Source organism: Paenibacillus sp. FSL H7-0918 (assembly GCF_038007025.1).
GTDB lineage: Bacteria > Bacillota > Bacilli > Paenibacillales > Paenibacillaceae > Paenibacillus_AQ > Paenibacillus_AQ odorifer.
In genome coordinates, this window is sequence record NZ_JBBOWJ010000006.1 from 243,804 (window position 1) to 267,944 (window position 24,141).

Genomic DNA, 24,141 nt, shown 5'->3' on the forward strand with positions numbered 1-24,141 from the left:
AAACATGTATGAACGTTAGCAATATCATTATGTCCTCTTATTGGGGTAGAGAGGTTAAACATAAATATATCACCCAAGGTTCCAAAGCGCTGGCTGTTATTTTTCCGGGTAAAAATTATTCAGCTGATCGCTCTCTTCTGGATTATGCGGCTAAAGCTGCCCGGGAGCATAATTGTGATGTTCTGCTTTTAGAATATGGTTACCAGAGTGCTAGGGTGGATTTCAAGCGTGAAGAAATGAGTATTATCATTGAGGAATGTAAAGCCGTGATTGCTTCTCTGCCGGATTATAAGAGGTTTCTTTTTATAAGTAAAAGCATGGGAGCTGTTATTGCAGGTAGAATAGCTGATGAGCTAGAAATACAGAAGAAGACGTCTCATCTATATATCACCCCGTTGCCTGAGGTGGTGCCGCTGATTCAGCGGAGTCGGGGGACTGTAATTTATGGAGGCAGTGACCCCTTATTTGGTGAAGAGCATTCGGGTGAAATTAGTGGGCTGAATCATTTGAAGGTGTATAGAATCGATGATGCCAATCATTCGCTGGAGGTAGGCAGTGTCAACGAGTCACTAGCAATACTGCTGGTCATCATTAATTTCTATCATGAATTTTTCCGGGATGCTTTAAATCCATAACTTTAGGAGATGATGAGTGTGATTTTGGAAGCTGCGATGCTGCAAGTGAAGCCTGGTTTGACTACCGAATTTGAGCAAAGCTTCAAGGAGGCATCAAGTTTAATCTCCTCGATAGAAGGTTATATGGGCCATGAATTACAACATTGCTTGGAGGATGATCATAAGTATCTGTTGCTGGTGAAGTGGAGAACGCTTGAAGACCACACTGTTGGGTTTAGAGAATCCAGCCAATATCAGGAATGGAAAGCACTCCTTCACCATTACTATGACCCATTTCCGGTAGTTGAGCATTTTACCCGCATTAATCTGGACTAAATGGAGGATGCCGAATGAAGGCGAAGCTTGTTGGGGAAGGCAGAACAGCGGAGATCTGGCAGCATGACGATCAGAGGATTCTTAAATTGTACCGGGAGGATATAGCAGAGCAACACGTCAGCCGGGAATATAAAATCAGCCAGTTTGTACATGCGCGGGGTGTTCGGACCCCCCAGCCTTTTGAGCTTATTTCTGAACATAATCGACAAGGTATCGTTTTTCAACAAATTCAGGGTCCCTCTTTACTAAAGGTGATGGGTGAGAAGCCTTGGAAAGTTACCCAATATGCCAGGCTGATGGCGGGGCTTCATTGTGATTTACATAAGCTTGAAACTACAGAGGAAATCGGCCAGCAAAAGGATATGCTGAAAAGTCAGATCATGGTTGCCCCTATGCTGAGCGAAGAGGAAAAATCCGTCATTTTGAAGTATCTGGAGAAGCTGCCGGAAGGCACTCGTTTATGTCATGGGGATTTTCATCCCGACAATGTGCTTATGGATGGACAGCTCTGGGTGATCGACTGGATGACGGGTGTAGTGGGAGAACCTGCTGGAGATGCTGCGCGTTCCGTAGTGATGTTCAGTTTGGGAGCTATGCCTCCGGGAGCTTCGGCCTTCTCCAAATTAATGTTAGGTTTTATAAGAAAAAGATTAACTAAGGGGTACATTCAAGAGTATCTCAGATTATCAGGACACACTTATGAGGACGTAGACCGCTGGATTTTGCCGATCGCTGCCGCACGTCTGGTGGAGGGGCTTTCGCCTCCAGAGAAGGAGCTGCTGGTAAAAGAAGTTCGTAAACGTCTACACACCTTAGCCGCAGAGGTAAGCTGATCATGGCACAAAAACGGAGGCGTATTCTATGATTACCTATATAGCGCTGCTGCGTGGAATTAACGTGGGCGGGAACAAAATTATTAAAATGTTGGACCTGAAGGCGATGTTTCAAGCGCTTGGATTTGCAAATGTACGAACGTATATTCAGAGCGGAAATGTCGTGTTTGAGAGTGATGAAGGTTCGGTGAGCCTGCTTAGCGGAGTCATTGAACGTCAGATTCATGAGGTTTTTGGATTCGAGGTCTCTGTTATTATCCGTACTTTAGCAGAAATGGAGAATGTGATCGCTAACGATCCCTTTCAGCTGTCCGAGCCAGAGGAATTCAAAAGATGGTATGTTACTTTTTTATCAGCCGAGCCTTCAGTGGAAGCATTGGATAAACTGCGCACTTATGAGAATGGACCGGATAAAGTGCGTTTTGACGGCAGAGAGATGTATATATTATATGAGGTCAGTGTGAGCCAATCGTCGCTTTTTAAAGTCCCTTTTGACAAAATACTCGGGATGCCCATTACCGCACGCAACTGGAACACGGTGAATAAGCTTGTTGCCATAGGCAAGATGGAATAACATAGTTTGGATTGAACAGGGTACCGAAAGGCTCCACATTGTGGGGTCTTTTTTGCGTGCCGGCAGCCTCATTTATTCAGCAAACATTCAGCTTGCACTCATTGAGAGTTAAGGTATGGATGAAATAATACACCTACGGAAAGCTTGGGCCGGAGTTACAGAACTGCCGGCATATAGAATGATCAAGGGATAGGAGTGAAATGGAGATGAGTTTTGCTAGAAAAATAAGCTCGGATCTTATACTGTGGCTCATTTTAATACTCGCTGCTTTTTTGTACGGTTATGGAGTTTGGAATGACCACTATGTGAATACATACTACACCACTGCCGTGGGAAGTATGCTGCAAAACTTTCATAATTTCTTCTTCGCTTCACTCGACTCTGCAGGTTCAGTCACGGTGGATAAACCACCAGTCACCTTTTGGATTCAGACTCTTAGCGCACTCATTTTCGGGCTGCATGGCTGGAGTGTGATTTTACCTCAGGCGCTTGGGGGCGTGGGCTCCGTGTTGCTCGTATACCTTCTGGTAAAACCCACCTTTGGTAAAGCAGCAGCACGTTTAGCAGCGCTGGCCATGGCAACAACTCCAGTAGCGGCGGCTGTTAGCCGGACGAATAACATTGATGCTCTGTTAGTATTCACGTTACTGTTGGCGGTTTGGTTTTTATTTAAAGGAACGAAGAGTAATAAGCTGGGCAGTCTCCTTGCCGCATTTGCTTTAATCGGTGTTGGGTTTAATGAGAAGATGCTGCAGGCTTATATGGTTTTGCCGGCTTTTTATCTCTTTTATGTCTTGGCTGCGAAAGTGAACTGGAAGCGGAAAACCGGAGTATTAGCGGCTTCGACAGCTATATTACTCGTGGTCTCGTTATCCTGGGCAGTGATAGTGGATTCAATTCCCGCTAGTAAACGACCTTATATCGGCAGCAGCGGTACTAACTCCGTGCTCAATCTTGCCTTTGGTTATAATGGTGTCGCCCGATTGACGGGTGATCGGGGGACAGGTGGTGGCGGAGGTGGAATGCCTTCAATGAATGATGGTGAGATGCCGAACATGAATGGCGAGATGCCAGCTATGAACGGTGAAAGACCCGCTATGAACGGGGCAGATGCTGAAAATGGTACGGATAGCGGACGTGGAGCATTTTCGGGTCGGCAAGGTATAAATTCAACCTCAGACAGTCAAAATGGCGCCGATGATGGAGGTTCTCCAGGGCAACCACCCGGCGGTGGAACAGATAATCAAAACCGGCAATTTGGTGGTGAAGGTGGGGGCCAAGGACAACGCGGCGGCATGAATGGCGGCGGTGGCGGAATGTTCAATACTGGAACCGCAGGTCCACTGCGCCTGTTCCAATCAGAGCTGTCAGGTCAGGCAAGCTGGCTGCTGCCTTTTGTATTGTTTGGTTGTATTGGATTATTCGCTAATCTGCGGAGAAGGAACTTTACGCAAGGGCATAAAGAAGCTCTATTCTGGTTAGCATGGCTGGTGCCGGTGATGGGATTCTTCAGTATTGCGGGATTCTTCCATCAATATTATCTGGTGATGATGGCTCCGCCGATAGCCGCGCTGGTCGGTGCAGGCTGGTCAAAGCTCTGGAGTCTGTATCGCGAGCACTCTGGTTGGCTGTCATGGCTATTGCCAGTTGCAACGCTGGTTACAGCAGCTTTTCAGTGGTACATTATTCATCCTTATGACGATACGATTGGCAGTGGCTGGTCGATTGGTATTCTGGCTGCCGGTATAGTTGTTTCTCTGGTGCTGGTCGTTCTTAAAGGCAAACAGAAGCCATTTGTTTTCTCGGCAAGTATTGTTGCTGTACTAGTATTGTTAATTGGCCCGCTCTACTGGGCAGCTACCCCAATTACTTATGGCCTGAACAGTCAAACCCCTGAAGCAGGACCAGGCAGCAGTGAGGGCAGAGGAGGAATGGGCGGCAATTCTAGCAACTTTGGACGTAATAGCGCCACAAGTGCGAATGAGAGTCTGTTGTCCTATCTGGAGGAAAATAATACTGGGGAGCCTTATCTGTTTGCCGTATTGGATTATGGCACAGCAGCTCCTTATATCGTCGATAAGGGGGCATCGGTTGTTATTCTGAACGGGTTTTCCAATTCGGACACAGTATATACCACAGATACCCTAGAGGCGTTAGTAAAGAGTGGAAAGGTGAAATACTTCCTGCTGAGCAGCGGCGGTATGGGGGGGGGACGTGGAGGGAACTCTACGCTATCTACCTGGATTACTGACAATGGTACAGAGGTTCCAGCAGCGGATTGGGCAGGAAACGATGCTGGTAACAGCGGAACGTTATACAAAGTTACAGTTAACTAGTTCAGTGTTTTAGAGTACGAAGCGTGCTAATACATTTGCAGGCACGCTTCAGCATTCAAATTAAAGGAGGAGCTGCTCATGAGCATCAACGTGCGCTATTCCATTATTATACCGATGTTTAATGAAGAGGCAGTCATTCAGGAAACGTATCGCCGTATTAAAAAAGTGATGGCAATGACGGAGGAAGTGTATGAGCTGATCTTCGTGAATGACGGCAGCACCGACAACTGTGCCCAGATGATCGAGGAATATAGCTACTGGGATGAGAGTGTGAAGCTGATCGATTTGTCACGTAACTTTGGACATCAGATCGCTATTACTGCCGGAATGGACTATGCCCTTGGGGATGCAGTTGTCATTATTGATGCTGATTTGCAAGACCCGCCTGAGCTGATCTTGGACATGATTGCGGAATGGAAGAAGGGGTATGAAGTTGTATATGCTAAACGGGTGAAGCGTAATGGTGAATCCTTATTCAAAAAGTGGACGGCCAGCCTCTTTTATAGAATTCTGCGTTATTCAACCGATATTTCTATCCCTGTGGATACGGGTGATTTTCGGCTCATAGATCGTAGGGTCTGCGAAGAGCTCAAACGTCTACCGGAGAAAAACCGTTTCGTGCGCGGACTGGTCAGCTGGGTTGGTTTCCGTCAGAAGGCGATTGAATATGAACGGGATGAACGTCTGGCGGGGGAAACTAAATATCCACTAAAACGTATGATCAAGCTCTCTTTGGACGGAATCACCTCCTTTTCCTATAAGCCGCTGAAGCTGGCAGGATATTTGGGCGCACTGCTGTCGGCTTCTGGTTTTCTGTACCTTATGTATGTTTTGTACCTGGTGATTTTTACAGACTCAGTTGTTAAGGGCTGGGCTTCGATGATTGGAATTACGCTGACCTTCAACGGATTTGTACTCATTATGCTAGGAATACTAGGTGAATATGTCGGCCGGATTTATGACGAAACTAAGGGACGTCCGCTTTATATTGTCCAAGAGTTCTATGAAGGTAAGGGGCAGCAAAAGAACATTCGTGAGCACCCTGTGACCCATCTCCGTAAATAAACTGCAAGGGAGGGATTCATGATGAAGATTAGAAAAGCTGTCATTCCCGCCGCGGGCTTAGGCACTCGTTTCCTGCCTGCCACTAAGGCTCAGCCAAAAGAAATGCTGCCCATTGTGGATAAACCAGCGATTCAATATATCGTAGAAGAAGCCGTCCGCTCTGGTATTGAAAGTATTATCATCGTGACCGGCCGCAATAAGAAGTCGATTGAAGATCATTTTGATAAATCGGTGGAGCTGGAGCAGACGCTTTTGGAAAAAGGGAAAGAGGATCTACTTCGTGAAGTCCAGCTAATCAGTGAGCTAGCGAGCATCCATTACATTAGGCAGAAAGAGCCGCTGGGACTAGGCCATGCCATCCTTTGTGCGGAACAATTTATCGGTGATGAACCTTTTGCTGTTTTGCTTGGTGACGATATTATGGTTTCGGAGGACCCGGCGCTGCTGCAGATGATGAGATTGTATGAGCAAGAAGAGCAGACTATCGTCGGTGTGCAGCAGGTGCCACGGCAGGAGGTTAACAAATATGGGATTATAGCCTCCAGCGGCTCACTAAATGGAGTTCATGAAGTAAAAGGATTGGTAGAGAAGCCCTCGCCTGAAACAGCTCCTTCAGAATACGCCATTATGGGGCGATACATTTTGGAGCCTTCGATATTCTCAGTGCTGGCTAACCTCAAACGTGGAGCGGGCGGTGAATATCAACTGACGGATGCTTTGCACGAGGTATGCCGGCAAGAAGGATTGCTGGCGCTGGATTTAATCGGCAAACGTTATGATATTGGTGATAAATTTGGTTACATTAAAGCCACGCTGGAGGTAGGTTTGATGCGGGAGGATTTGCGCCCATTATTGGTTCCGTATTTGCAGGAGCTGGCTGCTAGTCTTAAGGGAAGAGAAGAAGAAGTGGATTCCTTGCATTGGAGTATACACAGTTGAGGGAGAGAAACTGTTTCAAATGATCATAACATCGGCTTCGGTGGTGGGATGAGGTTTTGAAGCAGTTTTTTTGCGTGTGGTGTTCAAAGGACGGTGAGGGACGAGCAAATAAGTGTACTTTATACAATTAAAAGTATGGGGGGACAGCTGCAAATCGATTTAGTTGCACTTGATACATCTATATCTTTACATTTTAGCTAGAATGCTCAGTTAGCCTGTTTTTAGTTGCATAAAATACACTTAAAACAGCCGTGTGGGTGTTATTGTATGAAATAGCTGCATCAAGTGCAGTTATTTTAAAATTTCGTAACTTGTTTCTCCTGGGTGACGAAAAAATCCGAAAGACCGATTCCTAAGAATCATCCTCCGGATTTATGTTTTGAGTATAGATTAAGCTTTCAGCACATCATGATCAACGTAACGCGTACCATTTAACTCGCTAATTACATTAATAGCTACCTTCGCACCATCGCCTGCGGTAATAATGGCATGTACACTTACTCCAGCAACAGTACCAGCAGCCCAAATACCTGCGATATTCGTTTTGCCTTCAGCATCAACGGCTACTACAGTTTTGATTCTTGGCTCTGTACCATCCTTAGTCTCCACACCAGCTTTGGCAGCTAGATCTGTAAGGGCGCCTGTGGCAAGAATGACATGTTTTGCTTCATAGATAATTCCATCTTCAGTTTCAATGACAAAACCATTGCCGCTGGAGGTGAGGTTGATAGCCTGTTCGGAAACCAGCTCAGCGCCAAATTTAACGGCTTGCTTATGCCCGGTTTCTACCAGCTCAGGACCACCTACTTCGGAAATTCCATAAAAGTTCTCAAACCAACCTCTGCGGGTCATGCCCTTATCGTTGTCGATCAGCAGCGTTTTTTTGCCCGCCTTGGCGGCGAACAGGGCTGCGCTTGCACCGGCAGGACCGGCGCCAATTACGGCGATTTCGTACATGTATTTACCTCCTAAAAGTTTTGTGGAGCGATGCTCCTTAGAATGGACTACATAGCAAAACTGGCAACGAAAGCATACGCTTAAGTTTTGTGGAGCGACGCTCCAGTTCCTCTTAATTATAACGGTTGTTACTCTTCCTTGGCTAATCCTTCCTCGCAAGGCAGGCTAACCGTAAACGTTGTCCCCTCGCCAACGGTGCTATTTACACTAATCTTGCCGTGATGTGCCTCGACAATAGATTTTGTGATGGAGAGACCCAACCCTGATCCGCCGTATTTACGTGTGCGAGAGGAATCACTGCGGTAGAATCGATCAAAGATATGTGGGATATGCTCCGCGGCAATTCCGTAGCCATTATCCCGCACGCTTAATAGAGCTTGATTTCCTTCCGCTTGCAAAGAGAGATGAATGCTCCCTGTCGTGGCATCGGTATGCTGAACTGCATTGTGGAACAGATTCAGAATCACCTGCTTGAGCTTATAGGGATCATATTTACCACGGATGCCATAGGAGATATCAAATGTAACTTTCCGTTGATCTGCGAGCAAAAGCAGATGCGGCTTCATTTCGTGAATCACCTCGCTGAGAATCAGATCAGTCATCTGCAGCTGTGGAGCTCCATCCATTCGAGCGAGCAGTAGCAGATCCTCGACCAGCTTATTGATTCGTTTCGATTCACCATGCATGCTTCGCAACGAGTTATATAACTGTTCTTTATTATCGGCGGCGCCCCGCAGCAAGACCTCAAGAAAACCGTGTATTGAGGTAAGCGGAGTTCTAAGCTCGTGGGAAGCATCGGCAGCGAACCTGCGCATCTGCTCCTTGGCCTCCCGTTCATTATGAAAGGATATTTCGAGACGTTCGAGCATACCATTGAATGAATGAGCAAGCTTGTCGATCTCGGCCTGTCCTTGGTCAACTGGAAACCGAATGTCCAAATTACCGGCATTAATGATCTCAGCCGATTCTCCCATATTAGATAGAGGAACTAACGTCTTTCGCAGGGCCGGTAAGTATAGGAATAATCCAGTCAATAAAGCAATCACTGACAAACCTGCGTAGATCAGCAGCTGCTGCATTATCACATCCGTCAATGGCCCTGTGCTCACACTCATTTGCAGCAGCAATCTAGTATTTCCAGGTCTATAAAGATTCATGAATATAGCTAGATGTTCAGTTCCGTCTTCAGCTTGGATGAGCTTGTAATTTCCTGTTGCCCTATCCGTGGTGTGAATCAGCAGCGCATCGTATTGCTCATTGGTCAGCCTGGGTGCTGCTATATCTGAGAGGGTTAATTGCTGTAAATCCCTGAAGGTGCCATCCGAGCTGTACATGGCGAGAGTTGTATGGGCATCAAGCAGAAGCGGGCGCCGGTTCTCGCCAGTTCGCAGCCCACTTGGCATTTTATTCATGTCTTCTCTTTCCAACGGGAAATTGCTGTTAAACTCGTTGTTCGTGTCATTTATACCTGTGCTGTCCTCGTCATAGGAATTAAAAAAGTTAAAAAACATCTCACGGGGGACAGAACGTATTTGCGCTTCCATAGACTCGGCTCTATTGCTGTATATAAAATCTCGCATAAGGATATATTGTAAGACTCCAATTAGCAGCAGCAATCCTGATAGAATAAGCAGCGATGTGGCAAGCAGCTGTTTACGCAAGGAACGTGGTGCAGGCAGTCTGCGAAGCCATCTGAAGATGGGAGTGCTCATAGATCCACCCGGTAGCCTGCGCCCCGCAGGGTACGGATAATACGGTGCTCCTTATCTCCGAGCTTCTCACGAAGCGAACGGATATAGACCTCAACAATATTTTCCTCACCGCCAAAATCATAGCCCCACACTTTATCAAGAATCATAGGCTTGCTGAGTACAAGGCCGTGATTGATAACGAGATACTGTAATAACTCGTATTCCGTAGGGGAGAGTTCAAGTACTTCCTCCCTGAAGCGAATTTCCTTTCGCCGACTGTCAATTCGGAAAGGACCGCAGCGGACCTCACCTAGCAGCCCCGGAAACTGATTCCGCAGCCGCGCTTGGATCCGCGCTAGTAATTCATCAAAGCTGAAGGGCTTGACCATATAGTCGTCAGCACCAATAGATAGTCCTTTTACGCGATCATCCACTTCGTCTTTTGCAGTAAGCATGATGACAGCTACCTCTGTCTCTTCTGAGCGCAGATAGTGACATACCTCGAATCCATCCATACCCGGCATCATAACATCCAGGATAGCTACATGGGGCTTGAATTCAGCTGCAATCGAAATGGCGCTTAGCCCGTCCGACGCGGTTCGTACTTCAAAACCTTCGTTAAGGAGACCCAGCTCCAGGAACTGTAATATATGAGGCTCATCATCTACGAGCAGAAGTCGAACTCCTTGTACTGCTTTCATCATAGGTTCCTCCAAATCGGTGATAGATAGCTTCATTATGCCATATCCGGTTGAATGTTTGCTGAAGACCGAATGATTCTTTTTCTAGAATAAATGAGTGAATTTCTTTCACATGGCTTTAAATTGGTTAATCTAGTTATAAGGAATATTAACGTGTTTAATGACAAACAGGGTTAAAAATTCCGGATTTTCGGAATTGCGATAAAGGGTTTTGACGAAGAATATAGAACACTTTACAATAAGGATAATCTCCTGATTCAGGCTCCTGATTTTGGAGAATGCTCTCCCTATTTTAGGTTAGATCATCCGAACGTGTAAAATTTCCTTCCTCGTTTTTTCAACTTTGTCATCTTCCTATCAAGGCTCATTTCTTTCTGGTGTATTTCTTTTCTAATTCACTTCTTTTTGGAATTCTGTTCATTCATCCTAGGTTTGCTGAACTTTATATTACCCATAAGTCAAGGGAGGCTTTTCCATGAAGAAAAAAGAAATGGTAGCCATGCTATTGGCTGGAGGCCAAGGCAAAAGATTGAAAGGTTTAACCAAATCGCTTGCCAAGCCCGCTGTCTATTTTGGGGGCACTTATCGGATCATCGACTTTCCTTTAAGTAACTGCTCCAACTCGGGTATTGATACTGTCGGTGTATTGACACAGTATGAGCCACTTATACTACATTCTTACATCGGAGTAGGCAGTGATTGGGATTTGAACCGTAAGAATGGTGGAGTATTCGTATTGCCACCGCATGAACGTGAGAATGGAAGCAGCTGGTATCGGGGAACAGCCGATGCGATTTATCGAAATCTTAAATTTGTAGATCAGTTCGACCCTGAGCATGTTCTTATTCTATCCGGTGATCACATTTATAAAATGGATTATCATGCTATGTTGCAATACCACAAGGAGAGAAATGCAGATTGCACAATTTCTGTGATTGACGTTCCGCTGGAGGAAGCAAGTCGATTTGGAATCTTAAATACGGAGGATGATCTGAAAATTTACGAATTTGAGGAGAAGCCTGCACAGCCAAAAAGCACGCTAGCTTCTATGGGTGTGTACATCTTTAAATGGGAAATTCTCCGCAAGCATTTACTGGAGGACGGAGAGAATATAGGGTCATCTCACGATTTTGGTAAAGATATCATTCCTTTGATGCTGGAAGATGGGAACTCTTTATTTGCGTACCCTTTTGAAGGGTATTGGAGAGACGTTGGTACGGTAGCAAGCCTGTGGGAAGCGAATATGGATTTACTGAGCGATAATCCACCGCTTAATCTAAATGATCCCAGCTGGCGCATATTTACACGCAATCCGAATCAACCTGCTCAATATGTTGCACCTGGGGCGAAAGTGTCAGGATGCATTATTAATGAAGGCTGCATTGTGCATGGTGAAGTGAAGCACTCGGTTCTTTTTTATGGCGTAGAGGTAGGTGAAGGCAGTGTGATTACGGACTCCGTAATTATGCCTAAGGTTAAGATTGGTAAGAACGTACGCATTCATAAAGCGATTATTAGTGAGAATACGGTAATCGACGATTATATGGAAATAGGCATCGAGCGGGAGAACGAGAACGAAATTCTGCTGATCGACAATAAAAGCAAAAAACGTAAATCAGCTGTGGCCAAAACCATATAATCAAGCTAAAACGCCTTCGGCGTCCTTCTAGGGACGGTAAGCGTTTATGCGAGATTTATAAGGATAAAGTATATAGTGAAACTTATACTTTCTTATAAATTATAAGAGGACGGTGGATTCCGATGAAGCAACTCATGGGTGTAATTAATCTGGATCATGAACTCGATAAATTAAATGAACTCACTTATTTCCGCTGTGGTGCAGCCGTACCTTTTGCCAGTCGTTATCGGTTGATAGATTTCGTGCTTTCCAATATGATGCGTGCGGATCTGGAGAGCGTGGGCCTGTTTGTTCGCCGTAAATACCGTTCTTTAATGGACCATTTGGGTGACGGGAAATCTTGGGATATGAATCGCAAGCATGGGGGACTATTTATTTTGCCTCCGGACTGGAATGATCCCACCGATACTTCTCTTGGCGACCTTCAGCATTATCATAATAATCTGGATCTTTTTAAACGGGGATCTGCTAAATATATTGTGTTTTCCGGCAGCCAGCATATTAATACTATCGATCTCCAGGACTTGTACAGCTACCATTTGGAGAAGGGTGCCGATGTTACAGTAGTATACAAAAAAATAGAGCAATTACAGCCAGAGCATGAGTTATGCCAGCGTATTGAAGTGGACGAAGAGAATAATGTGACCAATATCCATCATGAGAAGGATCATCCCAATTTATATCTCGATATCTTCATTATGGAGAAAAAACTGTTCCTGGAGCAGGTGGAACATTGCATTGCACATGGGGAGAGTTACTTTTTCCGTGATGTGATCCAGAAAAACCGCCATAAATTCAAAATCGCTGCTTATGAGTATCATGGCTATCATGCCGTAATTAATTCATTGGAAAGCTATTATAAGAATAGTCTGGAGCTGCTTCAGCAGGAGAATTACTTTAGTCTGTTCAAAGAAAGTCCAGTGCAGACGAAGATTAAATATGAGGCTCCTACCCGATATTTAGAGAGCGCAAATGTCAGCAATTCACTGGTGGCTAACGGCTGCATTATAGCGGGAACGGTGGAGAACAGCGTGATCTTTCGTGGGGTTCAGGTACGTAAAGGAGCGAAGATCATCAACTCTGTAATTATGCAGAAGTGCATTATAGAGGAAGATGCTGTTATTGAGAATGTGATCATGGATAAGGACGTACATTTAAGTAAGAATCGAATTCTCGTCGGGGATAGTAAACGTCCATTTGTCATCGCCAAGAGCAGCAAAATATAAACCAACTGGATTAGATGAAACGAAACAGTATAACCTATCTGATCTACAGGCATAGTCTAATGCATCCCTAAAAAAAGCTTTTGTCAGGAGGAACCTGCTGTTGTTTAACGATAAAGAAACTTTCAAACAGGTGTTTCGCGAGACGCTCATCAGTAAATTGGGCAAACCTTTGGAGGAAGCCTCGAATGCTGATGTCTATAAAATATTAGGCAACATGATTCGCGAGAATGCCGGGAAAAATTGGGCGGATACCAATCAAAAGTACAAGACGGATAAGGATAAGCAGGTATACTATTTTTCTATGGAGTTTCTGATCGGAAGACTTCTGGGGAACAATCTGCTGAATATGGGCGTGCTGGAGGTCGTGCGTGAGGGATTGGCCGATCTTGGTTTCTCGCTGCAGGATATTGAGGAGGTAGAAGCCGACGCTGGGCTTGGCAATGGAGGACTTGGACGTCTAGCTGCTTGTTTCTTGGATTCACTGGCCTCCCTGCAATATGCGGGGCATGGTTGCGGCATACGTTATAAATACGGCCTGTTCGAGCAGAAAATCGTTGACGGGTATCAGGTGGAACTGCCCGATTACTGGCTGCAAAATGATAATGTATGGGAAGTGCGTCGTGAAGACAAGCAGGTAGAAGTAAGGTTCTGGGGCGTGATTGAGACTCGGGAGGAGAACGGGCGGCTTATCTTTGAGCATAGTCAATATGAGGCCGTTCGTGCAGTTCCGTATGATGTGCCTATCATTGGTGCAGATCGGCGGCATGTGAATACACTGCGCAACTGGAGCGCGGAGTCCATCACCCAGCCTACCAGAACCTTTGGCTCTTTTGCCGGATCAGACTATCATAAATTCCTGGAATATAAACGTTCCGTAGAATCCATCTCGGAGTTCCTGTATCCGGATGACTCTCAATACGAAGGCAAGCTGTTGCGGTTGAAGCAGCAATACTTCCTCTGCAGCGCTGGCCTGCAAAGTATTCTGCGAACCTTTGGAAAGCTTGGACTCCCTATACAATCGCTGCCCGACAAGGTTGCACTTCATATCAATGATACACATCCGACGCTTGTAATTCCTGAATTGCTGCGGATTCTGATGGATGTACATGGATTAGGATGGGATGAAGCGTGGAGTATTACAACTCGTATGGTGTCCTATACAAATCATACGATCTTGAGCGAAGCCCTGGAGAAATGGCCTATTCAAATGGTCAGGGACTTGCTTCCACGTATTTTTCTTATTATTGAAGAGATCAATGCCCGCTTCTGCGGCGAGCTGATGAGTCGTTATCCCGGTGATCAGGACCGGATTTCACAGATGGCGATTATTCATGACGATCAGGTTCGCATGGCCCATCTGGCGATTGTGGCGAGCCATAGTGTCAATGGGGTAGCGGCGCTGCATACAGAAATATTGATGAAACGCGAAATGCGGCTCTTTAATGAAATGTACCCGCACCGCTTCAATAATAAGACGAATGGGATTACTCACCGGCGCTGGCTGATGCATGCCAATCCGGATCTGGCTAACCTTATCAATCAATCGATAGGAACCCGCTGGATGAGCCATCCGCAAGAGATGATTGGCTTGATTAAATATTGTGAGGATGCATCTTTCCAGGAACAAGTGGCCAGCATTAAACGGCGGAATAAGCTCAAGTTGGCTGAATACATCTACAGCAAGCATTCGGTACATGTAGACCCCGATTCTATTTTTGATGTTCAGGTGAAGCGCCTGCATGCTTATAAGCGGCAGCTGCTAAATATTTTGCATATTCTGCATATGTACAACCAAATCAAAGATAATCCTTCGATGGATATGGTACCGCGCACATTTATATTCGGAGCAAAGGCGGCACCAAGCTATCATTTGGCGAAGCGAATTATCAAGCTGATCAATACTGTGGCGGAGGCTGTCAACAAGGATCCGGATGTTAAAGGCAAGATCCGTATCTTTTTCCTTGAGAATTATTCGGTATCCTTGGCCGAGAAGATCATTCCTGCTGCGGATATTAGTGAACAGATCTCTACTGCGAGTAAAGAGGCCTCCGGCACGGGGAATATGAAGTTTATGATGAACGGTGCATTAACCGTAGGTACGATGGACGGTGCTAACGTGGAAATGCATGAGATGGTAGGGGACAACAATATGTTCCTGTTCGGTCTTCGTGCTGAGCAGGTAATGGATTATTATCAGCATGGCGGCTATCACGCACGTGATATCTACAATGGGGATAGCCGTGTGAAGGAAGTATTGGATCAGTTGGTTAATCCGGGACCTATATGCTGTCATGGTACGGAGTTTGAGACCATTTTCCATTCTCTTTTGGATAATAACGATGAATTCTTTGTGCTTAAGGATTTCGCAAGTTATGTCGAGACTCATGTCGAGATTGACCGGGCATACCGCAACCGTCAGGAGTGGCTGAAAAAGTCTGTTATAAATATTGGTCATTCCGGTAAATTCTCAAGTGATAACACGATTAGCCGCTACGCCGCGGAGATTTGGAATATCAGTCCGGTACGGCTATAGGCTCAACAAGAATAGGCTGTCTTATAAGTAGGAGATTCCTACAGATGAGACAGCCTATTTCTTATGCTCTATAGAGCTGCTTTAGATAACTTCCGATACCAGGGCTGCGAACCGCTCCAGGAACCGGCGTTCCTCATCATCAAAACGATCTTTCAGCGGACTGTCGATGTCGAGTACGCCAAGCAAACGATCATCCTTGATCAGCGGGACAACAATTTCACTGTTTGAAGCGGCGTCACAGGCGATATGTCCAGGGAATGCATGCACATCTCCAACTACTAACGTGCGTCGTTCCGCAGCAGCCGTTCCGCAGACTCCACGAGATAACGGGATGCGGATGCAGGCAGGAAGACCTTGGAAAGGCCCGAGCACAAGCTCCTTGCCATCAAATAAATAAAAACCGGCCCAATTCGTATCCGGCATAGCGTGTTTAAGCAGTGCCGAAGCATTGGCCAGGTTGGCCATTGCACTTGGTTCGTCCTTTACTAATGCTTCTAGTTGGATTAGAACCGCTTCAAACTGCTCGTTGCGTGTTCCATCGTAAGGCATAGCTTGAAACATGAAGCATCACCTTCCTGTACTTTAAATTCAAATATGAACTCCTAACTGTAATTATCAACATAGTACAGCTAGACATAATACGTCAAGCGACAATACCAATCTGTAACAATATGGAATCTTCCTTGAAGTCCATGAAATGCGGAACAGCCACAATAATGTTTCCGGGGATCGGTCAGAGGGTAATGCTAGTATAAATACCGAAGGCTATATAGCCGGAAGAGGTGGAATATGCGCGCTGATGTACAGAACTTGTTCATAGGAATTCATATGCTTTATTGTGCACGGGATAAAGATGTGACGATCTCAGAGATGCTGCTCGGACTTGAAGATCTGGGGTATCGTGTAGGAGAACGCGAAGTGAAACAGGAATTGGAAAAGCTGACACTGGACAACTTTCTGACTGCCCATACCGAAGGGTATAGTATTACGGGGACTGGAATTGAAGAGTTCAAGGATATTCGAGCCAAACTTCAGGTGTTATGCAGTGAAGTTATTCATGAAGCGGAATGAAATCATTGTAGTTAAGTTTAATAAAAAGACGTCTGCATTTAGGGAGTGTTTGCTCCCTGCTGCAGACGTCTTTTTACGTTAACGCGTAGAATTTGTTCTTTTCAATGTTAAAGAATTTAGAACTTTTATCTTAAGGATATACTCTTGAATGATGTATAATTGATAAGTTGAAGGGGGGCAGAGACTTGTATATCTGCAATGGAGTGATACCCACACTGGTCGGCAGTAGAGTGAAGCTGTGTGCTATGACTACTGAACATGCTTCAGCATTGTATCAGATCTGGTCTCATCCAGAGGTCACCCGCTGGCTGGGGGCTCCAGCATTATCCTCTATCGAAGAGACTAAGCAACTGATTGCATTTTTATCACAGATGGCTCAGGAAGAGGACAGCTTACGCTGGAGTATTGTAGGACCCGGAGGTGAAGTTATAGGGAGCTGCGGGTATAACTATTGGCAGTTACAGGGAGCTTACCGCGGGGAAATTGGCTGCGATCTGGCGCCTGCCTTTTGGGGGCTTGGATATATGAAAGAAGCGCTTGGTTTAGTGCTCAACTTCGGCTTCAATAGGATGGGGCTGAATCGGATAGAAGCGCTGTGTCATCCTGATAATAATCGTGCGGAGAGGCTGGTTCAAACGCTCGGATTTCAGAAGGAAGGTATACTGCGTCAATATCGTCAGACCCCTTCCGGCTTTCAGGATGTGACTCTGCATGCGCTTCTGCGTGGGGAATGGCAATGATTTGATTACATAAAGAGAGGGTTTGGAACATTGAAGTCAACAGGGGATTTAGAACGTAAATTAATACTGATAGGGGTGCTGCTAGCTACCTTTCTGGCTGCGATTGAAGGAACGGTAACAGGACCAGCGGGTCCAGCTATCGTAGGTGAATTTCAGGGAATGCAGTGGCTTAGCTGGATATTCACTTCTTATTTGCTGGCAATGGCTATTACTACTCCTATTTTCGGCAAAATCAGTGACCTCTTTGGACGCAAGCCTGTGTTCATGTGGGGGGCAGCTGTTTTTTTATTAGGCTCATTATTATGCGGTATTTCGCAAAGTATGGAGCAGCTGATCCTGTTCCGGGCAATACAGGGGATTGGCGCGGGTGCGCTCATTCCAATGACCTTTACCATTATCGGGGATATTTACAGTATTGAAGAGAGAGCGAAGACACAAGGATTACTTAGCTCTGTATGGGGGATTTCCTCTTTGGTAGGCCCTCTTCTTGGAGGATATGTTGTAGATTACCTAAGCTGGCGCTGGGTATTTGTCTTTAATCTGCCATTTGGTTTACTAGCAATGGTATTTATTGCCCGTTATTTGAAGGAAGAGAAGGTACGCCGGAAAGCACAAATTGATGTGGCAGGGGTGCTGCTGTTCGCTGCTGGTATGGGCGCATTACTCTTCGGTCTCTCCACAGGAGGACAGAATCTGGAGTGGACATCCCCACTGCTAATTGCAACTCTAAGTGTGGCTGTTATCCTGCTAGTCTTATTTTTCTTTGTGGAGCGTCGTGCTCCTGAACCTATGTTGCCGCTGGGTCTATTCTCGAACCGCAACATAGCGGTGTCTACTGGGGCTAACCTGCTGGTAAGCACATTAATTATTGGGCTTTCTACGTATGTGCCATTATGGGTGCAGGGTGTATCCGGAAAAAGCGCCGCCATCTCAGGTTTGCTACTGGCGCCGATGTCGGTAGGCTGGATGTTTGGTTCGATCGCCGGAGGGCGGATGATTCTAAAAGCGGGTTCGCGTCGAACCGCAATGCTTGGATTGATTATGATCGCTGCCGGGGCTATTGGTCTGGCTTTCTTAACAGGGGAGTCTTCACAGCTGCTGCTCTTATGCTTGATGCTGGTCTGTGGAGTTGGCTTTGGGTATTCTTCTACAGTCTTTACGATTATCGCGCAGTCCTCTGTTGCGTATGAGCAACGGGGAGCATCTACAGCGCTTAATGCGTTCACGCGTTCTTTAGGACAGACTGTTGGGGTGGCTATTTTTGGTTCCTGGCTGAACTTGAATATTGATAAGCTGTTAAGAAAACAACCGGATTCGAACATCTCAGGAGATGATATTAATAAGCTGCTTGGATCACATGCAGGAACCAACCTGTCTGGGGAAGTATCAAACAGTCTGCGTGATGCCCTTGAAGGTGGTCTTCATTCATTATTTATCGTAATGGCAGTTTTCGCTGTTTTGTCGCTGATAATTTCCTGGGGTTTGCGCAAGGGTGTGCCTTCAGTAGAGGATGCTTCATCGTCCTTGAAAAAGGCATAACTTAATAGGTAGATAGCGTTTAAATGTGCTTGATCCATACGAATTGACTCCCTGGAGAGGCGTACGGAGTGACGCATGGAATGACCGACGGTGTGGCATATGGAATGACGTATGGAGTGACGCATGGAATCACGCACGGAAAGACGCACAGAGTGACGCATGGAATGACGCATGGAGTGACGCACGGAGTGACGCATGGAATGACACATGGAATAACGGATGGGTGGCACGCCAGATTGATGTAACCTCTTGAGTAGAGCGTCGATGGAAGCAGTCGTTAGACATATTTAGTTGTATTTAGTACAACTATAATCCTGCCGTTAACTCTTCAATGGATATAGCTGTATTTAGTACATCTATTTTCTTGATTTACTCGCCTAGGGGTACTTTTTCTGGTTTTTAATTGTACAGAATACACTTAAAGTTAGAATAATCCGATTTGCATACGAAATAGCTGTATAGAATGCAGTTATTCCTTTAGCTACTGCTCAGGTTCCCATCAAGATCGGGCGCTGAAAATATAGCGGTTTATATCAAAAGTGGATTTTACTGAGAGTGGTAGTTACGGTCAGCTAGAAGGGACGTCCAATCGGAAGCGTGCACGCCAAGTCCAATCGGAGGTGTGCTACGCCAAATCCAGTCGGAAGTGTGCTCGCTAGTCCTGCCGAATAAGGATGACTATGATCCGAGGTTTGCCAAAAGCGGACCTCAAGGTCCGTCTTCGGCATCGACTTACTGCCCTAACTGATCAGTTCCCAACTAATGTTCGGCTAACGGAGGCTGTAAAAAGGCACTCGAATTTTGCTCAGAGAGGTCATAAGGACTTATATCATCTGCTCAAGTAAGCTGCCGCAGAACAAAGAAAACCAATGGGCGATTCTCAAATAAATCGGAGAATCGCCCATTGGTTTTCTTTTTACCATTAACAGAAATCAATAACAGCTTGTCTAAAACACATAAATAAGCGACTCTTACTTACGAGGAAGAGGGGATAGCTTCTCAGCTTGTAGACCCATCTTTTTGAGCAGAACAATCATTTGTTCCTTCTCATCATCATTCAGACCGCTGAAAGCAAGATGCAGGCGTTCTGAATATTTCGGATACATCTCATTCATGAGACGTTCACCTTCCGTAGTCAGCTCCGCAAAAATCACACGGCGGTCGCTCGGACAAGGCTTACGCTGCAAATAGCCGCGTTCCTCAAGCTTATCGATTACGTAAGTAACGTTGCCGCTTTGCAGCAGCAGCTTGGCGCCAATTTGTTGAATGGGTTGTGGTCCCTTATAATACAACACTTCCATAACGGCAAAGGCAGTCGGATTAAAACCTTCAATTTTGCTGCCGGTAACAGCATGTTCATTAATGCTCTTAAAAGACTTGGCAAATACCCGGTACAAATGTAGTGTTAATTGCGTATCACGTTCGTAAGATTGTATCATGCTTCTCCACCCTCTATCGTTAATCATGTGTGAACTCATCGCACAGTTTGCAATCAATAGTCATTAGTGCACGGGTTACCTGTGCAACGAACCTTGAGATAACCTTAGAATACGTGAAAGAGCGAATGAAGAACATGTGATTTGTCACAATGAGCACACTTTTAATTATTAAAAATCAAACAATTTTTTGAATACGATAAAAACGAAGGTTTTTTTGATTTCAGTCTTTGAAAGGATAAGAATTTCAGTCTTAGGTTCAAGCGCTATTTACGCCTCCAGACGGATGATTGATGTTCTCCAATATTTTACTATTACTTCATCGAGAAATAGTAACGGGGAGTGAAGTAAGATGGAGGAACAACTGGCTCATGATTCAAAAGAAGGAAAGCTAACGGCGAATAAGCCCTTTATGCTGCTTATTGCCGCACAGCTTGTATCGAATGTGGGAGACTGGTTGCATATCCTAGCGCTACTGACAATGGTAGGTTTTAAATGGAATGCGACACCGTGGGAAATTACGGCTATATCTTTATGTATGGCTGTGCCGTTGCTCTTAGGAGGACCGTTCGCAGGTTATTTAAGTGATCGTTTTAACCGCAAGGCGCTGATGATTGGTTCGGATCTAGCTCGTGCCGGAATCGTTGTTTGTTTGGTATTTGCAGGTTCTCTCTGGCAGGTATATGTCCTGCTGGTGGCTAAAGGGATCATGGATGTACTCTTTTCACCAGCCAAAAGCGGAAAGCTCAAGGAGCTTGTCCCTGCGGCCCAGATGGATAAAGCCATGGCGCTTAGCTCATCTATCGAACAAATAACCAAAATTGTAGGTCCTGCTCTAGGTGGACTGCTGGTTGCCGCATTTGGTATTGCCGCTTGTTATGTGATTGACTCGGCTACCTTCATTTTATCGGCGGTCATCTTAATAGGACTGCCGCGTGCGGCTGCACTGAAGAAAGATGCAGCAGAGGATAGCACAGGGGAGAATGGTGCTCGGAAGTCTTTTCGCCAAGAAATGTCGGCGGGTCTGCAGGTGATCGTGGGAATGCCAGTAGTACTTTGCGGGATTGCTATGCTGGTACTGGTGCTGCTAATGCTGCAAATTGGTGATTCGCAGATTGTAACGTTATTCCGGGAAATTCCGGGTGTGAACGGTGATCTGCTGGGTTGGTGTGTGGCAGCCAGTGGTCTTGGCACCTTACTGTCAGCCCTGCTTGTAAGCCGTATAGGCAGTGGTAAACATACGCTCGTCTTCATGGGATTGGGAGCTGTAATTATGGGGGTTGTTTTCTCAAGTGCAGGAATTGTAACTGCCCACGGTCAGGCCGGATTATGGATGAACATCGCTTTGTTTGGTTCTTTTATGTTTGCTGGTGTGGGGGCAGGTCTTGCGTTCATTCCCTTCAATTCAATGCTGCAACAGCGGACCCCTGCGGAATACACGGGCCGTGTATTTGGGACTATAGGCAGTCTAACAAGTGCGGCTGTTATCTTGGGACCTGTAGCCGGTGGGGCTTTAGTTACAGCGTCAGGACCTGTCCCGGCTTTCATTCTCTCTGGTTTGCTTACAGCCCTGCTCGGAGTGTTACTGTTAATGCTGCGTGGTAAAATCGAGCGTAGAGATGAAGCGGCAATTAAACGTGAAGAAGAAATTTCAGCAACAAATAACCTAGAGCTTCTCGGACAGACCTCTCTTTAATGGGAGGTTTCTTTTTTAAATAGGAGAGTAGTTCTCTGAGCTGTGAAAAAATCAGTTTGCTTCCTTGGAGAAAGTATATATAGTACGATTAGAGAAGCTATCTTTCTGGATTGGAATTTCGATAATAATATTCATTAGAAATATTTAGGAGTTGGCGAATATGGAGAATGTAGAAATAACAGGGGATACCGAGAGCGACGAAGAGATTGTACTCGATGTTGAGATCGATGAAGCAGGCTATGAAGCAGGTGCCCCGTGCATATTCGATATTTCATTTCAGGTGCGGCGTGGACAGCTGCTCGGACTGATCGGACCAAACGGTGCGGGAAAAAGTACTACAATCAAAACACTGCTCGGTTTGCTTAAGAATACCAAAGCTAAGGTCTCCTTTAATGGAGTTAATAAATCCTATGCTTATGTACCGGAGCAGCCGGTGTTTTATGAGGACTTGACCTTATGGGAGCACTTAGATTTGGCTGCTGCTGCTTATGGACTAAAATATGAGCAGTTTCAAGAAACGGCGGAGAGGTTACTGAAGCAGTTCGGCATGAATCATGTCCGTGATGATCTTCCAGCTGGTTTCTCTAAGGGTATGAAACAGAAAATGATGCTGATGCTTGGCTTTTTGGTACAGCCGGATGTTTATATTGTGGACGAGCCTTTTATCGGCTTGGATCCTCGGGCCACTAAAGATTTCCTGCGGCTGCTGGAAGCGGAGCGGCAGCGCGGAGCTGGTGTATTAATGTCTACGCATGTATTGGATACTGCTGAGAAAATTTGCGATGATTTTGTGCTGATCTCGGGTGGCAGGGTTGCCGCTGCTGGAACGCTCGAAGATATACGTGATTATGCTGGGTTGCCGGAGGCGTCGTTGTTTGATTGCTTCGACGAACTGACATGAGTAAGCAGAAGCAGCGAGGGTTTGCTTTTCCTACCTCCAAAAAGCTATTCTGGCGGCGATTATTTTCTCATTGGCGTGAGCAATCTGCTATTATCCGTACGGCTGCCGATTGGACTGTGCTGTTATATATACTGATTCCCGGGGGATTTCTGGGAGGACGGTTATATTACGGGTTCTGGAACGAGGCATTGCCAGCTTGGAGTGGAGATTTGCCGTTTATGCTCATTCCTTCATTATTAGTGCTCCTGCTCTGTAGAGGGGGACTGGTGCTATTATTGCAGGAAGGCGATCTATTATTTCTAAGACAACGGCAGCGATGGATAAATACGATTATGTTTCGCGGGTTGCTGTACAGCCTGATCGTAACATCGTTGAAGTTCTGTGTAGCTTTTGTGCTGTTATTACCTTTTCTGGTTCGGGGATATGGAATGCTGTCATCCGAGGTATGGGCGCTGTTCGCTCTGACTCTGGCATGTAGCTGGTGCATTAAATTACTGGGGCATATTGTAAAAGTACAAAAGCAAGGCTGGCGGCGCTGGCTGTGGCTGATTCTGGCCGTCTCCGTTCCTTGTGGGATTTATTTCCGTGCAGCTACGTTTTGGAACAACAGTCCAGTTTTTATGCTGCTGATTGCAGCACTCTTTGCAGTCGTAGCGGTAATCGCTCTTCGGCGGCGTATGGTGATGCGTGGGACATTCATGAACGATGTGCGTGAAGATTATAAGCAGCGGATGAAAATAGCGGCCCTATTACTCCGCGGCGTACTGGATAAGCCACGTCCGACCCGCCATAAGCCGTGGATTTTCCGGAAATCACAGCCTTTGCTAAAATCAAAAACTGCCGAGAGCCGTTTCTCTGCGGCAGCGATTAAGGCACTTGTACGGAATCCGGCTCATTTAAAGCTCTACTTATCGTTTACTGCTGTGTCCCTTTTAGCGATATTTATCATTCCATCAGGGTTCAAATGGCTGGGCTTTATAGTTTTAGTTTCTCTCATGACCAATTGGCTGTTGTCGTTCTGGTCGTTATTCGTGGGAGATGATTACATCGGAATTCTGCCGTTTTCAAAGGAACAAAAAGCCGAAGCGGGGCTGCGTGCGGTCCCTATCTTACTGCTTCCTTTTTCAATCATTTGTTCTGCGCTGATCTGTATTTCCTTATATGGATGGTTTGGGATTATCCTGTTCATCCCGCTAGGTTATATCGTTGCACTGTTTAGCTCTAGAATATTTGGAACATTTCGCTTAGCGAAATAAAGATATAAATAGAACGGAAGAGTGCCTCATAAGCCGTGAAAAGGCTGCTGGGGCACTC

At 45.8% G+C, this 24,141-nt stretch carries 22 protein-coding genes; 17 read left to right on the forward strand and 5 right to left on the reverse strand.

Translation table 11 applies throughout. The annotated features are described in order from the left end of the window. Positions 1 to 8: 8 nt before the first annotated feature. The 7 genes from MHI15_RS29850 to galU all read left to right on the forward strand — a co-directional run bounded on the left by MHI15_RS29850 (position 9) and on the right by galU (position 6,697). A complete protein-coding gene (locus MHI15_RS29850) occupies positions 9 to 635 on the forward strand; it encodes a hypothetical protein (RefSeq protein ID WP_076279653.1) in 627 nt (208 codons plus the stop codon). A gap of 18 nt (positions 636 to 653) precedes the next feature. Beyond that, positions 654 to 950, forward strand: coding sequence for an antibiotic biosynthesis monooxygenase family protein (locus tag MHI15_RS29855; RefSeq protein ID WP_036676767.1), 297 nt, complete (start codon positions 654 to 656; stop codon positions 948 to 950). Positions 951 to 964: 14 nt separating this feature from the next. Next, complete coding sequence (locus MHI15_RS29860; RefSeq protein ID WP_341165218.1) at positions 965 to 1,783, forward strand: phosphotransferase family protein; 819 nt, start codon at positions 965 to 967, stop codon at positions 1,781 to 1,783. Between the two features lie 28 nt (positions 1,784 to 1,811). Further along, the gene (locus tag MHI15_RS29865) at positions 1,812 to 2,357 is read left to right on the forward strand and encodes a DUF1697 domain-containing protein (RefSeq protein ID WP_340033912.1); all 546 of its coding nucleotides are present in this window, start codon (positions 1,812 to 1,814) and stop codon (positions 2,355 to 2,357) included. A gap of 206 nt (positions 2,358 to 2,563) precedes the next feature. Beyond that, entirely contained in the window at positions 2,564 to 4,693 is a 2,130-nt protein-coding gene (locus MHI15_RS29870) for a glycosyltransferase family 39 protein (protein WP_340033913.1), read from the forward strand. Positions 4,694 to 4,771: 78 nt separating this feature from the next. Beyond that, positions 4,772 to 5,758: a glycosyltransferase family 2 protein gene (locus MHI15_RS29875; protein ID WP_076138397.1), complete on the forward strand. Its 987-nt coding sequence runs from the start codon at positions 4,772 to 4,774 to the stop codon at positions 5,756 to 5,758. Between the two features lie 18 nt (positions 5,759 to 5,776). Next, positions 5,777 to 6,697, forward strand: a complete 921-nt coding sequence (gene galU / locus MHI15_RS29880; RefSeq protein WP_175617382.1) for a UTP--glucose-1-phosphate uridylyltransferase GalU — start codon at positions 5,777 to 5,779, stop codon at positions 6,695 to 6,697. Between the two features lie 390 nt (positions 6,698 to 7,087). Here galU and MHI15_RS29885 read toward each other — a convergent pair whose 3' ends face one another. From MHI15_RS29885 to MHI15_RS29895, 3 genes are all read right to left on the reverse strand, one after another. Further along, positions 7,088 to 7,654, reverse strand: a complete 567-nt coding sequence (locus MHI15_RS29885; RefSeq protein WP_076124415.1) for an FAD-dependent oxidoreductase — start codon at positions 7,652 to 7,654, stop codon at positions 7,088 to 7,090. Between the two features lie 128 nt (positions 7,655 to 7,782). Further along, positions 7,783 to 9,366: a sensor histidine kinase gene (locus tag MHI15_RS29890; protein ID WP_076124414.1), complete on the reverse strand. Its 1,584-nt coding sequence runs from the start codon at positions 9,364 to 9,366 to the stop codon at positions 7,783 to 7,785. Then, the gene (locus tag MHI15_RS29895; RefSeq protein WP_038568592.1) at positions 9,363 to 10,046 is read right to left on the reverse strand and encodes a response regulator transcription factor; all 684 of its coding nucleotides are present in this window, start codon (positions 10,044 to 10,046) and stop codon (positions 9,363 to 9,365) included. Before MHI15_RS29895 ends, MHI15_RS29890 begins: the two co-directional genes overlap by 4 nt. A gap of 475 nt (positions 10,047 to 10,521) precedes the next feature. Here MHI15_RS29895 and MHI15_RS29900 point away from each other — a divergent pair, with 475 nt between their 5' ends. The 3 genes from MHI15_RS29900 (at position 10,522) to MHI15_RS29910 (ending at position 15,444) form a co-directional block, all read left to right on the forward strand. Continuing rightward, positions 10,522 to 11,685, forward strand: coding sequence for a glucose-1-phosphate adenylyltransferase (locus MHI15_RS29900; protein WP_038568594.1), 1,164 nt, complete (start codon positions 10,522 to 10,524; stop codon positions 11,683 to 11,685). 122 nt (positions 11,686 to 11,807) lie between these two features. Further along, on the forward strand, positions 11,808 to 12,911 hold the full coding sequence (gene glgD, locus MHI15_RS29905) for a glucose-1-phosphate adenylyltransferase subunit GlgD (protein WP_036676786.1): 1,104 nt from the start codon (positions 11,808 to 11,810) through the stop codon (positions 12,909 to 12,911). A 100-nt stretch (positions 12,912 to 13,011) separates the two neighbouring features. Continuing rightward, on the forward strand, positions 13,012 to 15,444 hold the full coding sequence (locus MHI15_RS29910) for a glycogen/starch/alpha-glucan phosphorylase (RefSeq protein WP_341165219.1): 2,433 nt from the start codon (positions 13,012 to 13,014) through the stop codon (positions 15,442 to 15,444). Positions 15,445 to 15,525: 81 nt separating this feature from the next. On the opposite strand, the gene MHI15_RS29915 is transcribed toward MHI15_RS29910, so the two are convergent. Then, a complete protein-coding gene (locus MHI15_RS29915; protein ID WP_341165220.1) occupies positions 15,526 to 16,005 on the reverse strand; it encodes a GAF domain-containing protein in 480 nt (159 codons plus the stop codon). A gap of 228 nt (positions 16,006 to 16,233) precedes the next feature. Between MHI15_RS29915 and MHI15_RS29920 the strand changes: the two genes are divergently transcribed. The 4 genes from MHI15_RS29920 to MHI15_RS29935 all read left to right on the forward strand — a co-directional run bounded on the left by MHI15_RS29920 (position 16,234) and on the right by MHI15_RS29935 (position 19,039). After that, a complete protein-coding gene (locus MHI15_RS29920) occupies positions 16,234 to 16,515 on the forward strand; it encodes a hypothetical protein (RefSeq protein WP_036676794.1) in 282 nt (93 codons plus the stop codon). A 185-nt stretch (positions 16,516 to 16,700) separates the two neighbouring features. Beyond that, positions 16,701 to 17,255: a GNAT family N-acetyltransferase gene (locus MHI15_RS29925; RefSeq protein ID WP_076279657.1), complete on the forward strand. Its 555-nt coding sequence runs from the start codon at positions 16,701 to 16,703 to the stop codon at positions 17,253 to 17,255. Positions 17,256 to 17,285: 30 nt separating this feature from the next. Further along, positions 17,286 to 18,794, forward strand: coding sequence for an MDR family MFS transporter (locus MHI15_RS29930; protein WP_076124409.1), 1,509 nt, complete (start codon positions 17,286 to 17,288; stop codon positions 18,792 to 18,794). Positions 18,795 to 18,862: 68 nt separating this feature from the next. Further along, positions 18,863 to 19,039: a hypothetical protein gene (locus tag MHI15_RS29935; protein ID WP_341165221.1), complete on the forward strand. Its 177-nt coding sequence runs from the start codon at positions 18,863 to 18,865 to the stop codon at positions 19,037 to 19,039. Between the two features lie 726 nt (positions 19,040 to 19,765). On the opposite strand, the gene MHI15_RS29940 is transcribed toward MHI15_RS29935, so the two are convergent. Continuing rightward, positions 19,766 to 20,233 (reverse strand): MarR family winged helix-turn-helix transcriptional regulator, encoded by a 468-nt coding sequence (locus MHI15_RS29940; protein WP_036676802.1) that lies wholly within the window; start codon positions 20,231 to 20,233, stop codon positions 19,766 to 19,768. A 349-nt stretch (positions 20,234 to 20,582) separates the two neighbouring features. Here MHI15_RS29940 and MHI15_RS29945 point away from each other — a divergent pair, with 349 nt between their 5' ends. The 3 genes from MHI15_RS29945 to MHI15_RS29955 all read left to right on the forward strand — a co-directional run bounded on the left by MHI15_RS29945 (position 20,583) and on the right by MHI15_RS29955 (position 24,083). After that, a complete protein-coding gene (locus MHI15_RS29945) occupies positions 20,583 to 21,926 on the forward strand; it encodes an MFS transporter (protein WP_076193757.1) in 1,344 nt (447 codons plus the stop codon). 160 nt (positions 21,927 to 22,086) lie between these two features. Continuing rightward, positions 22,087 to 22,827: an ABC transporter ATP-binding protein gene (locus tag MHI15_RS29950; RefSeq protein WP_036676805.1), complete on the forward strand. Its 741-nt coding sequence runs from the start codon at positions 22,087 to 22,089 to the stop codon at positions 22,825 to 22,827. After that, positions 22,824 to 24,083 (forward strand): ABC transporter permease, encoded by a 1,260-nt coding sequence (locus MHI15_RS29955; protein ID WP_076279659.1) that lies wholly within the window; start codon positions 22,824 to 22,826, stop codon positions 24,081 to 24,083. Before MHI15_RS29950 ends, MHI15_RS29955 begins: the two co-directional genes overlap by 4 nt. Positions 24,084 to 24,141 lie beyond the last annotated feature (58 nt).